General features: G+C 72.1%; 9 protein-coding genes. 4 read left to right on the forward strand and 5 right to left on the reverse strand.

Annotated features, from left to right (window positions below):
• Nucleotides 1–147 precede the first annotated feature (147 nt).
• Nucleotides 148–1,683, reverse strand: coding sequence for an LCP family protein (locus tag OG875_RS19580; RefSeq protein ID WP_443079143.1), 1,536 nt, complete (start codon nt 1,681–1,683; stop codon nt 148–150).
• Between the two features lie 318 nt (nt 1,684–2,001).
• On the opposite strand from OG875_RS19580, the gene OG875_RS19585 reads away from it, so the two are divergent.
• Nucleotides 2,002–3,039, forward strand: a complete 1,038-nt coding sequence (locus OG875_RS19585) for a glycosyltransferase family 2 protein (RefSeq protein WP_330175514.1) — start codon at nt 2,002–2,004, stop codon at nt 3,037–3,039.
• 349 nt (nt 3,040–3,388) lie between these two features.
• On the opposite strand, the gene OG875_RS19590 is transcribed toward OG875_RS19585, so the two are convergent.
• The 4 genes from OG875_RS19590 to OG875_RS19605 form a co-directional block, all read right to left on the reverse strand.
• Nucleotides 3,389–5,233, reverse strand: a complete 1,845-nt coding sequence (locus OG875_RS19590) for an LCP family protein (protein WP_330175515.1) — start codon at nt 5,231–5,233, stop codon at nt 3,389–3,391.
• Nucleotides 5,234–5,312: 79 nt separating this feature from the next.
• The gene (locus OG875_RS19595) at nt 5,313–7,190 is read right to left on the reverse strand and encodes an LCP family protein (RefSeq protein ID WP_330175516.1); all 1,878 of its coding nucleotides are present in this window, start codon (nt 7,188–7,190) and stop codon (nt 5,313–5,315) included.
• Nucleotides 7,191–7,413: 223 nt separating this feature from the next.
• Complete coding sequence (locus OG875_RS19600; RefSeq protein ID WP_443079144.1) at nt 7,414–9,000, reverse strand: LCP family glycopolymer transferase; 1,587 nt, start codon at nt 8,998–9,000, stop codon at nt 7,414–7,416.
• A 218-nt stretch (nt 9,001–9,218) separates the two neighbouring features.
• Nucleotides 9,219–9,995 (reverse strand): TIGR03089 family protein, encoded by a 777-nt coding sequence (locus OG875_RS19605; RefSeq protein WP_330175518.1) that lies wholly within the window; start codon nt 9,993–9,995, stop codon nt 9,219–9,221.
• A gap of 137 nt (nt 9,996–10,132) precedes the next feature.
• Here OG875_RS19605 and OG875_RS19610 point away from each other — a divergent pair, with 137 nt between their 5' ends.
• The 3 genes from OG875_RS19610 to OG875_RS19620 all read left to right on the forward strand — a co-directional run bounded on the left by OG875_RS19610 (nt 10,133) and on the right by OG875_RS19620 (nt 14,115).
• The gene (locus OG875_RS19610) at nt 10,133–11,494 is read left to right on the forward strand and encodes a peptidoglycan recognition protein family protein (protein ID WP_330175519.1); all 1,362 of its coding nucleotides are present in this window, start codon (nt 10,133–10,135) and stop codon (nt 11,492–11,494) included.
• Between the two features lie 70 nt (nt 11,495–11,564).
• Nucleotides 11,565–12,647, forward strand: coding sequence for an NDP-sugar synthase (locus tag OG875_RS19615; protein WP_330175520.1), 1,083 nt, complete (start codon nt 11,565–11,567; stop codon nt 12,645–12,647).
• A gap of 472 nt (nt 12,648–13,119) precedes the next feature.
• Complete coding sequence (locus OG875_RS19620; RefSeq protein WP_330175521.1) at nt 13,120–14,115, forward strand: DNA-3-methyladenine glycosylase family protein; 996 nt, start codon at nt 13,120–13,122, stop codon at nt 14,113–14,115.
• Nucleotides 14,116–14,144: the final 29 nt, after the last annotated feature.

Here is a 14,144-nt window from a genome sequence, read left to right on the forward strand (position 1 = left end):
GACTGACGACTGCACGGCTCAGCGACTGAACCGGCGGACGCGGGACCTGCGGGACGTCGGCCCCCGGACCTGCCGGACACCGGGTGGCTGACCTCGCCGTACGGCACGGCTGACCCGGCCGTACCGGACCCCGCCCGGCACCCGGCCCTACGGGCAGACCACCTGGTCGCCCGTCACCGCCCCGAACTCGCCCCGCCGCACATCCTCCGCCCGCACCGGCCGCACCGACGTGTAGTCCGTGCCCGCCATCACCCTCAGCGTCGCCCCCTGCCGTGGCACCGGCCGCAGTTCACAGCCCGGCAGCGCCGCCGCCAGGGACTTGGCCGACCGGTCCCAGCGCGGATCGAACAGCACCCGCGTACGGGCCACCTCCGGGCCCATGTGGTTCAGCGGCGCCCGCGTGGTGTTGAAGCCGGTCCCGCGCAGGGCGCCGTCGACGCGTCGGCCCAGACCGTCCTGCCGGGTCGCGTTGTAGACCTGCACCCGGATCTGCCGGGGGGCCACCTCGACCATGGCGGCGCGCTGCTGCTTCGGCGCCGGCGCCGGTGGTCCGCCCCGGCCCCCGGGCGCCGGGGGCGTCAGCGGCCGGTCCTCCCGCAGCGCCCGGAAGAGGTTCTTCGACTTCACCGGGTCCCACGTCAGCGTCGCGCCGATGCCCTGGACCGCCAGGTTCCGCTCGTTCACCGGGACCGACGTGAACTCCGACGACGACGGGCCGAAGCCGCGCATCGCCTCGCCCAGCGCCAGCATCTCCCGCGTACCGAAACCCTTGTCCGCCCGCACCGAGCCGAGCATCGCCGAGGTCACCTCGCGGAACTTCACCGGGTTCAGCAGGACTCCGCTGCTGGTCGCCTGCTTGATCAGCGCGGCCATGAAGCGCTGCTGGCGCTGCATCCGGCCGAGGTCGGAGGAGCCGTCGAGATAGCGCGACCGTACGTACTGGAGCGCCTGCCCGCCGTCCAGTTCATGCGTGCCCGCGGTCAGTTCGAGACCGGTGTGCGAGTCCTTCAGCGGCTTCGCGGTGCAGACCTCCACCCCGCCGAGCGCGTCGACGGTCTTCATGAAGCTGGTGAAGTCGACCTCCAGATAGTGGTCGATCTTCACACCCGTCATGGTCTCCACGGTCCGGACCGTCAATTGCGGACCGCCCTCCGAGTACGCCGCGTTGAGCTTCACCGCGTGCGCGCCGTGCCGCTTGCCCGTGGTGATGTCGGTGTGCGAGGGCAGTTCGGCGTAGCTGTCGCGCGGCAGACTCACCACGCTCGCCCGCTCCCGGTCCTCCGAGATGTGCACCAGCATGATCGTGTCGGTGCAGCGGCAGGGGGCGCCGCCCAGGCGGTACTTGCGCCGCTCCTCCTTGGTGATCTTGTCGCGGCCGTCGGTGCCGACGAGGAGGATGTTCATGCCATGGCCCCCGTCGGGCCGGTTCTTCATGTCCTTGAACGGATCGATCCGGCCGATCCCGCTGTCGAGACTCGTCACCACGGCATGGCCGATGCCACCCGCGCCGAGCACCAGCACGGACAGCGCCGTGGCCACCCGCATCCCCCAGCGGGGGCGCCCCGGCCGCCCGGCCCGCCCTCCGCCGCGTACGGCCCGGCCCTTCCGTACGCCGGTCTGCGCCGGACCGGGCCGGCCGGCGGGACGGGGACGGGCACGGGGGGAGCGGGGTGGTGGGGGCACGGGGGACACCTCCGCGGGTGACAGGAACGAGAGGAACGAGAAGAAGAGAGGAATGAACTCGGGAGGAGGAGAAGGGGAGGAGAAGGGGAGGAGAAGGGGAGGAGAAGGGGGTGACGGGAAGGAAGGGGGACGACGGGAGAGGCGGGAACGGCGGGGCGACGGCCGGCCGGGGGAGGCCCAGGGGGCGCCGGGGGACGCAACGTAGGCCCATACGATCAGCAGCCTTGCGCTGCGCCCGCCCGACGCGCGCCGGGGTCCCCCGTTCGCGGTAACGTGGAGCGCCCGACACACCCCTTTCCCGGACGCCCGAAGGACCACATGCCTGCCCAGCCGCCCGCCGTCTCCGTGATCATGCCGGTGCTCAACGAGGAACGGCATCTGAGGAACTCCGTCCGGCACATCCTGGAGCAGGAGTACGACGGCGAGACGGAGGTGGTCATCGCCCTGGGCCCGTCCACGGACCGTACGGACGAGATCGCCGCCGAACTCGTCCGGGAGACGGCGGACGGCGACCGCGCCCGGGTACGGACCGTGCCGAACCCCACCGGCCGTACCCCTGCGGCGCTCAACGCGGCCATCAAGGCGTCCAGGCACCCCGTCGTCGTCCGGGTCGACGGCCACGGCATGCTCTCGCCGAACTACATCGCGACCGCCGTACGGCTCCTGGAGGAGACCGGCGCGCAGAACGTCGGCGGCATCATGCACGCCGAGGGCGAGAACGACTGGGAGCACGCCGTCGCGGCGGCGATGACCTCCCGGATCGGCGTCGGCAACGCGGCGTTCCACACCGGCGGTGAGGCCGGGCCCGCCGAGACCGTGTACCTCGGCGTCTTCCGGCGTGCCGCGCTGGAGCAACAGGGCGGCTACAACGAGGAGTTCATCCGCGCCCAGGACTGGGAGCTGAACTTCCGCATCCGGGAGGCCGGCGGCCGGATCTGGTTCTCGCCGGAGCTGCGCGTCCAGTACCGGCCGCGGCCCTCCGTGCGTGCGCTCGCCAAGCAGTACAAGGACTACGGCCGCTGGCGCCATGTCGTCGCCCGCTTCCACGCCGGCTCGATCAATCTGCGCTATCTCGCGCCGCCGGTCGCGGTCTGCGCCAACGTCGCGGGCCTTGTCGTCGGTCTGGCCGTCAGCCCCTGGGCGCTGATCGTCCCCGGCGGCTATCTCGCGGCGATCGTCGCGGGCTCGATACCGGCGGGCCGGGGCCTGCCCCTCAAGGCGCGGCTCCAGATCCCGCTCGCTCTCGCCACGATGCACATGTCGTGGGGGTTCGGCTTCCTGACCAGTCCGCGCTCGCTCGCCCGCAAGGTCATCGCGAGCCGCCGCCCGGCGGTCCAGGAGCAGACCGCCGCCTGACCAGGGGGCGCGCTGACCACGGCGCGCGTCGGCATCCGCGTGCGCCGGAGTGGGTCCGCGTCGTCCGACGACAGCCGACGATCCGGCATGCGCCCGCATCCGCCCGACGGCGAGCGACACCCGCGTACACGGCGCGGCGCCTGACCACGGCGCGCGTCGGCATCCGCGTGCGCCCGAGTACCTCCGCATGCGCCCGACGGCGACACCCGCGTACGTCCCCCTACATCCGCTGGCGTACCTCCGCGTACCTCCGCGTACCTCCGTACCTCCCCGTACGTGAGGAGCCCCCGGCCGCATCGGCCGGGGGCTCCTCACGTAGTTCCTCACGTACGTACGCGGTGTCCGCGCGCTACCAGGTGAAGCCGTCCTGGACTTCCATGCACTCCTTGTCGTTGGCGCCGTTGAGCGCCCGCGCCGATTCCGGAGTCTTGTCGCTGTCCTTCGCCGCCGACTTCGGGTAGGTGTCGCCCGTACGCCAGTCGGCGCCCACGATCAGCGTCACACCCGTCACGTCCGCCGACTTCTTCACCGACGCCACCGGAATCCCCAGGGACTTGGCGACCGCCTGCGCGTCCCCCTCCAGGTCGGCGCTGGGGAACAGGACCTCGGTGCGCTCGGTGGCGTCGGGCGTCGCGTCCGACACGGCCTTCGTGTAGCCCTTGGCGGTCAGCAGCCCCGCCACGGCCGTGGCCCGCTGCGACGTCGGCGCCCGGGTGGCGCTGCCGGTGCCGTTGCGGACGAGCACCCCGGTGTCGGCCGGGGCCGCCACCGGGTCCTCGGAGGCGGCCGGGGGCTTGCGCTTGGACGCCTTGCCGTCGAGCGGCACGTCGTCGCGGACCATGGTGAACAACTGGTCGGCGTCGCCCGGCTTCGGGTACACGCGCCCGCGGTCGTTCGCGCCCGTGCCGTACACGTTCGGCATCGTCGTCATCGTGATCCGCTCGGTGGGCGCCTTCTTCAGCTCCTCCGCCAGGTCGTAGAGCTTTGTGACGCCGCCGAGTCCCTTGTCGACCGTCAGCGCGTCGGTGGCCGCCTCGGCGAGGCTCATCAGCTTCGCCGGGTCGGTCAGCTTGGCCCCCTTGCGCAGCTCGCGGACCATCGAGTTCATGTACATGTGCTGGGCGTGCGTCCGGGCCAGGTCGCTGCCGTCCTCGAAGCCGTAGCGGGTACGCAGCCACTGGAGGGCCTGCTCGCCCTGGATGGTGGACTTGCCCGCCTTCAGCTTCAGTCCGGAGCCCTCGCCCTTGCCGTTGCGCGAGTGGACGTTGTCCGTGACACAGACCGGTACGCCACCGATCGCGTCGGCCATCGACACGACACCCGCGAAGTCGATCATCATGAAGTGGTCGATGGGAATGCCGGTCAGCTCGTACCAGGTGGCCACCGTGCAGCCTGGACCCCCGCGCTCCAGACTCTCGTTGGTCAGGGTGCCGGACTTCGCCGGGAAGACCTCACCGGTTTCCGGGTCCGTGCACTTGGGAATGTCGAGGATGGTGTCGCGCGGCATGCTCACGACCGAGATGTTGCTGCGGTCGGCCGAGACATGCAGCAGCATCTGTACGTCGGCGAGAGTGGGGCCGTTGAAGTTCGCCTTCGCGCCGCCGAGCTTCTGGTTCTCCTTGGAGTCACGGGCGTCGGAGCCGATCAGCAGGATGTTGATCGGGGTCTGGCCCGCGGCGTTGGCCTTGTGGTCGGCCATCGGCTTGTCGCCGAGCGTCAGCTCTTCCTTCTTCAGCTTGCCGTCGAGATGACGGTAGTAGAGGTATCCGGCGCCGGCCGTGCCGAGTATCAGCAGGGCGAGGACCGAGGACGCCCAGCGCAGTATGCGGCGTTTGCCGCGCCGGGGCGGGCCGCCCTGTCCTCTCGTATCTCTCGTGCCTCCCGGACCGGAACCGCCGGCGGACTCCGTGACCGTGCCTTTTCCTTTGCCGGTGCGCTTGCCGCCTTTGCCGGCTCCCTCGCCGCCGCCGGATTCCGCGCCCTCGGCGCTCCCGGCGCTCCCGGTGCCGGAAGCTCCCTGCGGCCCGGAGCCGTCCGCGCCGCTGCCCGTGCCGTCACTGCCCGTGGTGCCGTCCGTGCCGTCGGTGCCGGCCGAGCCGCTGCCCGTACCGTCCGGGCCGTCCTCGTACAGACTGTCGTCCCAGCCCAGCTCACGGGCGTGCGGGACGCGTCGTCGCGTCCCTTCTCTGCGCATGCCCTGCCCCACCCCTGCCCCCTGCCCAGTGCTCACGTGCGCCGCACGGGCCGGAGATCCGGGTGTTCCCGGGCCGGCCTCACTTGGCGCACACCTGCTTGTCCGCTTCCACCTTCTGCACGCCTTCCGGCGCCTTCGCCGGACCGACGATGGGCACGCCCGCGCCCTTGAAGTCCTCGCCCAGGGTGAGCGTCATCGCCTCCAGCCCCTCGGCGTCCTCCGTGCCCGGCTTCATCGCCGCGGCCGGCAGACCCATCATGTCCGCGAGCCGGCGGGCCTGGTCGGCCTGGTTCGGCGCGTACTCCAGCGTCGTCTTGTCCAGTTCCGCGGGCGCGTTGCCCTTGTTGGTGGACTTCGGAACGCCCTGATCGTTCTGGAGCCAGGTCAGCGTCTCCTGCGCGGAACCCTGCGGCCCGCCGCCGTTGAACACATCGACCCGGACATCGGCGGGGTCCGCCTTGGTTCCCTTGAGGAGCGCCGCCTGCTGGCTCTTGGCGGCCTTCTCCTGTTCCTTCACCTCGGTCAGCGACGTGTCGCTGCGCATCATCGCGAACAGCGGCCCGGCCTGCGCCTCGTTCACGACGACCGTCGCCTTCACGACCTCCGCCGGGTTGTCGATCACCGGGAGGGTGGTGAAGGTGATGTTCTTGGGGTCCACCTTGGCCAGCTCCGTACCGAGGTCGCGCAGCTTCTCGATACTGCCGATCCCGGTGTCGACGGTGAGCGCGTCGGTCGCCGCCGTCGCCAGGCTCCACAGCTTCTTCGGGCTGGTCAGGGTGTCGCTGGACTTCATCTTCCGGACCATCGAGCCGAGGAACTGCTGCTGGGTCTGGATACGGTCCAGGTCGCTCTCGTTGCCGAAGCTGTGCCGCGTACGGACGAAGGCGAGCGCCTGCTCACCCTCGATGACGTGCTTGCCCTTGGTGAGCTTCAGATGCGAGTCGGGGTCGTCGACGTCCTTGCCGACACACACCTCGACACCGCCGATCGCGGTCGTCAGCGTCTTCACCGCGTTGAAGTCGGCCATCATGAAGTGGTCGACCGTCAGCCCGGTCAGCTCCTTGACCGTACGCATCGTGCAGCCCGGGTCCCGCTCCGACTGGCCGAGGCTGGTGTTGAAGCGGACGCCCTGCTCACCGGGGATGACCTTCGTGCCGGTCTCCGACTTCGTCGTGCAGTCCGGGATGTCGGTGATCAGGTCGCGGGGGATCGAGAGGGCCGTGGCGTTCGTCCGGTCCTTGGAGACATGGAAGAGGATCGTGGTGTCGGCGTGACCGACGCTGTCCTTGTCGCCGTAGTTCTCGTTGCCGGCCCCGGTGCGCTTGTCCGTGCCGATCACCAGGATGTTGACGGCCTGGTCCTTCTTGAAGCCGCCGCTGCCGCCGTCGACGTCGATCGTGTGGATGTTGCTGTTCAGTTCCTGGTACGCGTAGTACGCGGCGCCCGCGCCGCCGAGCACGATGAACGCGGTGACGCCGCCGGTCCAGCCGAGGACCTTCTTCTTGCGGGAACCGGCCGCGGCCTTGCGCTTGCGCCGGCCCGCGGCGGCGTCCGCGCTGTTCGCGCCGCGCCGGCCGCGCTGGCCGGGGACGTCCCGGCGCGAGGTGCCGGAGGCGTTACGGGCGCGGGGGACACGTGCTCCGTCGGCCGCCTCGTCGTCCGGCACCGGGCGGGCCGACGTCCGGCGGTCCCGGTCGGAACGGGGCGGTCCGTCGGAACGGCCCTGCCGGTCCGAGCGGCCCGGTGCCTCGGAACGGCCTTGTGGCGGACCGTCCGTGGGCGACGCGTTTCTCGACCGCCGGGCAGCGCCGCGCCTGTTTCCGGTGTCGCGGGAAGGGGCGGACGGCTGCCCTTCGGAGTGGTTCAGTCGCAATTCGTAATTGCCGGTCTGCGGGTTGAGCACCCACTGGTCGGCGGGGTCGATCCCGTCCGACTGGCCACGGCTATGCGCATCCACGGTTGCTTGAGTCCTCCGTCGGTGCCACGCGAAGCGTCTCTTCCCCCAAAGACGCTCGGTCTCTCGATCCGGTTGTGCGCGACCTCGCGCTTCACGAACCAGACCGCGTCACACTATCCGCCCAGTTCAGCGTGGAGCGACGCGAGTGACAAATTCGACTCCTCTTACAAGGGGGCAATCTGCCCAATCGTCGTAGACCGCCGACGACTCCTTGGTGCCGCCTTTACTCGCACAGCCCCGCGGCGGCATTCGTGCCCGGAAAAGTCGGAGTGGGAGAGGCATCCGAAGATCCGGTGTCGTCCGGCTTTTCATCCGTTTTCGAATTCCCCCCGTCACCCTGCGTGTTGTCCTTCTTCTCCTTCTCCCCGGCGGGCACCACCGACACGGCCTCGTCCTTGCGCAGCTGTGCGAACAGCCGCCCCGCGTCCGGCTGTACGAGTTCGTCACGATTGGGGTCATTCACATACGGCTGGCGCGGTACGGTGAGGAACTGCACCTTTTCTGTCGGTACGTTGCGCAGACCGCGCGCCAGGTCGTACAGATCCCGGAGGGTGTTCAGACCGGGGTCCGTCGTCAGCGACTTGGTCGCCGCGTCCAGCACCGGGTACAGCCGGGTCGGATTGAGCAGCACTCCGTTGCTCTGCATCTTCTTGACCAGCGACCCGAGGAACTGCTGCTGGCGCTCCATGCGTTCGGTGTCACTGCCGTCGCCGATGGTCTTGCGGGCCCGTACGAAACCGAGGGCGTCCTCGCCGTCGAGGGTCTGCTTGCCGGCGGGCAGCTTCAGATGCGCGTCGACGTCGTCCACGGGCTTCTTCAGACAGACCTCGACCCCGTCGACCGCGTCGACCATGTCCTTGAAGCCGCTGAAGTCGATCACCATGTGGTGGTCGACGCGGACGCCGGTGAGCTTCTCCACCGTACGGATCGAGCAGGCCGCGCCGCCGATCTGGAACGCCCAGTTGAACTGCGCCTTCTGCTTCTCGGTGCGTCTGCCGTCCGAGGTGAGACAGCCCGGGACGTCGACCATGAGATCGCGCGGGAGGGAGACGGCGGTCGCGCTGCGCCGGTCGGCGGCCAGGTGCAGCAGGATCGTGGTGTCGGAGCGCTGCGAGCCGCCGTCGTCACGGCCGTACTTGCCGTTGCCCGCGCCCGCGCGGGTGTCGGAGCCGATGAGGAGGATGTTCTTCGCGTCGACGGCGATGGGCTTGGGGCGTTCCTTCTCGTACGTCTTCAGTTCGGACGCGGCGGTCTTGTCCGTGGTGATGTTGTTGTCGAGCTTCTGGTAGAACCACCAGCCGACACCGGCGGCGGCGAGCACGACGACGGAGGTGCCGAGGGCGGTCCAGCGGAGCCAGTGCCGCTTGTGCGGGGCGGCGGCGTCGGCGGTCCCGGCGTCGTCGGGGCCGTCAGGGCTGCCGGGGCCCGCGACGGCGGCGGCCGGGGTCGCGGCGGCCGAAGTGGCGGCGACGGTGGCCCCGGGGACCGGCGCGGGCTCGGACCCGGGATCGGCGTCACCGTCCGGGGCGTTCGCGGGTTGGTCCGCCGGCTCGTCGGCCGTCCCGTCCGAGGACGCGTCCGCCGACGCGTTCGCCGGCTGTTCGTCCGACTCGTTCAGCTCAGCCGGCTCGTCCGCCGAACCGTCGGTGGGCGTGGCCGGCGAGGTCGGCGCGGTGTCCGGTTCGCCCGTACGCCCGTCCCGCTCCCCGTCGGCGTCCTCGTGGTCGCCGCCGGACCCGTGCGACACGGCCGGCGGCTCGTCGTCTGCCCGGGGGTCCGGTTCGGGCGGCGTGCCAGCACTGTCGGTCACGGGGGAGTCCATCCTTCATGGCGTCGGCGGCGCACGGCTCCGCCGGTTTCAGGGATAGACGGCCGAACCGCGCGCTTGGTTGTGCACTGAGTCGGAACTACCGACGATCATCTACCGGAGGTGACGTTCCGTGCCGGAACCGGTCCGGCCATCAGGTCACCGTGTCGCCGCCCGGACGGCACCGCAAACGTCCCCCGGGTCACTCTTTCGCCGCGGCGTCACGCCGTCCCACCGGGTGTGCCGTCCGCCGTGCCCGTGACCCGCTCGCTCTCGATCCGCCTGGCCAGTTCCTCCGCCGGCAACCGGTCGAGATGGCGGCACAGCACCACCGACGCCCCTGCGGCCAGCGGCGCGTACAGCCCGGCGGACAGCCCGTCCCAGCTGTCGTACGGCCTGCCGGACAGCAGCCGCGTGCCCGGACCCGACAGTCCGAGACCCGCCGCGTCGGCGCGCGCCCGCTCGACGATCCGGGCCGCCGTCAGCTCCGTACCGCCGACGGTGAGCGCGGGCGCGTCCGGGTCCACGGGCTCGTACGGGGCGAAGCGGTCGCCCTGGCCGGGCACCTCCACCGCGTAGTCGGCGAAACCGTCCGGCGGGCTCGGGAACCGGCCGCCGAGCGGGCGCAGCGCGAGCGCCAGCCGCTCGCCCCGGCAGGCGCGGGCGGCGTCCAGTGTGCCGGGGCCGGTGACGACGAGGTCCGCGCCGGCCGGGTCGCCGCCGATGTCGACGTGCACGCCGACCGACGAACAGGCGAGCAGCCAGACCGCGGTCTGCCAGTGCGCCGGCAGCAGCAGCGCGAGCCGGTCGCCGGGCGCCGCGCCGAGATCGCCCTGGAGCAGATTGGCGGTCTTGGACACCCAATTGGCGAAGGTGGCGACGGACAATTCCACGCGTTCACCGGTGGCGTCGTCGTAGAAGGTGACCAAGGGGCGGGCCGGATCCGTGGTGAGGGCGGATCGCAGCAGGTCGGCGGGGGTGCGGTCGCTGGCGTTCACGCGGGCAAGGGTACGCGGGGCGGCCGGGCGCGCACCGCCGTACCGGTGACGCCGTCCACCGGTTGGTCCGATGGCCCGTCAGTTTCGGCGGGGTTTCCCGGAAGGCGGGCACGGGCGGCCGGACGCACGATCTGATCATGCGTGTACTCCTGGCTTCCTCCATCGGCGTCGCGTGCGCCGCGGCTCTCGTCCTCCCGCTCTCCACGCCCTCCGGGGCGGCGGCCCCCCGCGACGTCCGGACGGCCTCGGACGTGCCGGGGTCCACGGAGTCGCTGCCCCTGGCTCCGCTCGGGTCGGAACGTTCCCCCGGCGCCGCCACCGAGCAGGGGCTGACCCGGCGGGACGTCCAGCCCTTCTCGCTCGTCGGTGTCGTCTGGGACGACGCGGACGCCGAACTCAACGGCTCGGTCCAGGTCCGGAACCGGTCGGCGGAGACCGGCGCCTGGTCCGGCTGGCAGAACCTGGAGACGCACAACGCCGAGCACGGCGCCGACCTCGGCACGTCGGAACGCGACTCCGGGACCGTACGCGGCTCGACGGCTCCGCTGTGGGTCGGGGCGTCGGACGGCGTGCAGGTACGGGTCCGCGCCGAGGACCACCCGGACGCCGACGCCGACGCCGACCCGGACGACGCCTGGCCCGAGGACCCGGCCCGAGCCCCGGGCGAAGCAGCGTCCGACGCCCCGGTCGCCGGCTCCCCGGCCGCGCACGCTCCGGAGACCCGCCCGGCCCGCAGACCCCTGCCGCACGGGCTGAGCCTCGAACTGATCAACCCGGGCGAGGCGCCCGAGCAACTGCCCGTACCGGGCGCCGCTCCCTCACGTGTCTCGGCCGGTGGCGCGGGAGTTGGCGCCGGGGCAAGTGCCGGTGCCGGTGCCGGTGCGGCCGTCGGCCAGGCCCCGCGCCCGAGGATCGTCACGCGCAAGGGCTGGGGCGCCAACGAGAAGCTGCGCGAGAAGCAGTTCGGCTACACCAAGACGGTCAAGGCGGCCTTCGTCCACCACAGCGCGACGGGCAACAACTACACCTGCAAGCAGGCCCCGTCCGTCATTCGCGGTATCTACCGCTACCACGTGACGAGCAGCGGCTGGCGGGACATCGGCTACAACTTCGCCGTCGACAAGTGCGGAACCATCTACGAGGGGCGTGCCGGTGGTGTCGCCAGGCCCGTGATGGGCGCGCACACCCTCGGTTTCAACACGAACAGCACGGGCATCGCCGTCCTCGGGTCGTACTCGACGACCACTCCGCCGGCGGCCGTCACCACGGCCCTCGCCAAGCTCACCGCCTGGAAGCTCGGGCTGCACGGGATCAACCCGAAGGGGAAGGTGACGCTGACGTCGGCCGGGGGCAACAAGTACGCGAAGGGCAGGAAGGTCAGCATGAACGCGGTCTCCGGGCACCGGGACGGCTATGTGACCGACTGTCCGGGCAACAGGCTCTACGGCAAGCTCGGCACGGTGCGCGTATCCGCCGCGAAGTACCAGGGACGCTCCTAGACTGACGTGTCGTCCCCCCGGTTCGTCCAGGGGACCCGCCGTCCCCAGCAGGAAGCAGAGACAACCCGACGTGACAGAAGCGATCCTCCTGGTCGGCGGCAAGGGCACCCGGCTCCGCCCGCTCACGGTGCGCACGCCCAAGCCCATGGTCCCGGCGGCCGGAGTCCCCTTCCTCGCACACCAGTTGGGACGGGCGCGGGCCGCCGGGGTCGAGCACATCGTCCTCGCGACGTCGTACCTGGCCGAGGTCTTCGAGCCGTACTTCGGCGACGGCTCCGCGCTCGGCCTGCGACTGGAGTACGTCACCGAACGCGAGCCGCTCGGCACCGGCGGCGCGATCCGCAACGTCGCCTCCCGGCTGGACTCCGGCCCCGACGACCCGGTGCTCATCTTCAACGGCGACATCCTGACCGGCCTGGACATCGGCGCGCTGGTCGACACCCACGCCCGGTCCGGGGCGGACGTCTCGCTGCATCTGACGCGGGTCGACGACCCGAGGGCGTTCGGGCTGGTGCCGACGGACGACGACGGCCGGGTCACGGCGTTCCTGGAGAAGCCGCAGACCCCGGAGGAGATCGTCACCGACCAGATCAACGCGGGGGCGTACGTCTTCCGCCGCTCGGTGATCGACGCGATCCCGGCGGGACGCCCGGTGTCGGTGGAGCGCGAGACGTTCCCCGGTCTGCTGGCGGCCGGGGCGCATCTGCACGGCATGGTCGACTCCACGTACTGGCTGGACCTGGGCACCCCGCAGGCGTTCGTCCGGGGCTCGGCGGACCTGGTCCTGGGGGTGGCCCCGTCCCCGGCGGTCCCCGGCCGCTGCGGCGACCGCCTGATCCTCCCGACGGCGACGGTCGCCCCGGACGCGAAGCTCACGGCGGGCACGGTGGTCGGCGCGGGCGCGGTGATCGCGGAGGGCGCCCGGATCTCGGGCAGCGCGATCCTGGACAACGCGGTGATCGGCCCCGGCGCGGTCATCACCGACTCCCTGGTGGGCGCGGGCGCACGGGTGGGCGCCCGTACGGCACTGTCGGGCGCGGTGATCGGCGACGGCGCGACGGTGGGCCCGGACAACGAACTCCACGCGGGCGCCCGCGTCTGGTGCGACACCACACTCCCCCCGGGCGCGATCCGCTTCTCGTCGGACGAGTGAGGGGGCGGCGGGGCGGCGGCGTACGCCCCACCGTGGGTGCCCCGGTGCCCCGGTGCCCCGGTGCGCTGCTGCGGGGGCGGAGGCGGAGTCCTCGGGTCTCAAGTCGGCCTGCTGGGGCGGTGCAGGTCTTCGCCGGGCACGGCTGTGGTTGCCCGGTTCGTGAGGGGTCCCGGGGGCGTACGCACGTTGGGGCGGCACGGGTCACGGCTGGTGGGCGCGTTCCCGCCCCGCCCGTCAGGCGGCGGTGCCGGGCGGCCGGGGTGCGGCCCCGGCCCGGGTACGGCCCTGCCGGGTCACCTCGCCGGGCGGTGCCCGCGCAAGCCCTCGGTCTTCGGCTCCGCACGCACGCCCGTGGGCCCTCGCGCGTCCGGGGGGCCGGGGCGGAGCCCCCGGTTTCGGGAAGGGGCGGGACAGGGGAGCAGCCGCGCAGCGCCTACCCTCGTCACTGACCCCGACCCCAAGGACCCACCCCGTGGCAGGCCGCTTCGTCCCACGCCCCCGTACCCCCGCCCTCCCCGCCACCCCCCGCGCAGGGGCCGGGACGCGCGTGTGGGTGCCGCCGACCGGTGCCTTCGATCTGGGGCTCGTGCTCGGGCCGCTGCGGCGCGGGCCCGCCGATCCCACCTTCCGTACCGGCGCCGACGGTTCCGCCGTGCGGGCCACCCGGACGCCCGACGGGCCCGGCACTCTCCGGGTCGGGCCGGGCGACGGCGGCGTACGCGCCGAGGCGTGGGGCCCCGGCGCCGACTGGCTGCTGGAGCGGCTGCCGGAGCTGCTCGGCGCGTCGGACGATCCCGCCGCGTTCGTCCCGCGCCACCGGCTGCTCGCCCTGTCCCAGCGCCGCCGCCCCGGCCTGCGTCTGTGCCGTACCGGTCTCGTGCTGGAGTCGCTGATCCCGACGATCCTGGAGCAGAAGGTCACCACGATCGAGGCGAACCGCTCCTGGCGCCATCTCGTACGGACGCACGGTGAGCCCGCCCCCGGCCCGTACGGTGACGCCCCCGACGGCCCTCGCGGCAGCCGCCTGTACGTCATGCCCGACGCCCGGACCTGGGCGATGATCCCGTCCTGGGAGTGGCACCGGGCCGGTGTCGACTCCAAGCGCTCCGACACCGTGATGCGCGCGGTCCGGGCCGCCCGCCGGCTGGAGGAGGCCGCCGCGATGGAGCCCGAACCCGCCGCCGCCCGGCTCCGGTTGATCCCCGGCATCGGCCCCTGGACCGCCGCCGAGACGCTTCAGCGGTCGAACGGTGCCCCCGACGCCGTCACCGTCGGCGATCTCCATCTGCCCGGCATCGTCGGTTACGCCCTCGCCGGCCGCGCCGACACGGACGACGCCGGGATGCTCGAACTGCTGGAGCCGTACGCCGGCCAGCGCCACCGCGCCGTACGACTCATCCTGCTCAGCGGCCGCACGCCGCCCCGCCGCGCCCCCCGGATGGCGGTCGGCAGAATCGCCCATCTGTAGGGAGGCGGCGGGACCGCCACCGACCGGGA

It is taken from the genome of Streptomyces sp. NBC_01498 (assembly GCF_036327775.1).
Lineage (GTDB): Bacteria > Actinomycetota > Actinomycetes > Streptomycetales > Streptomycetaceae > Streptomyces.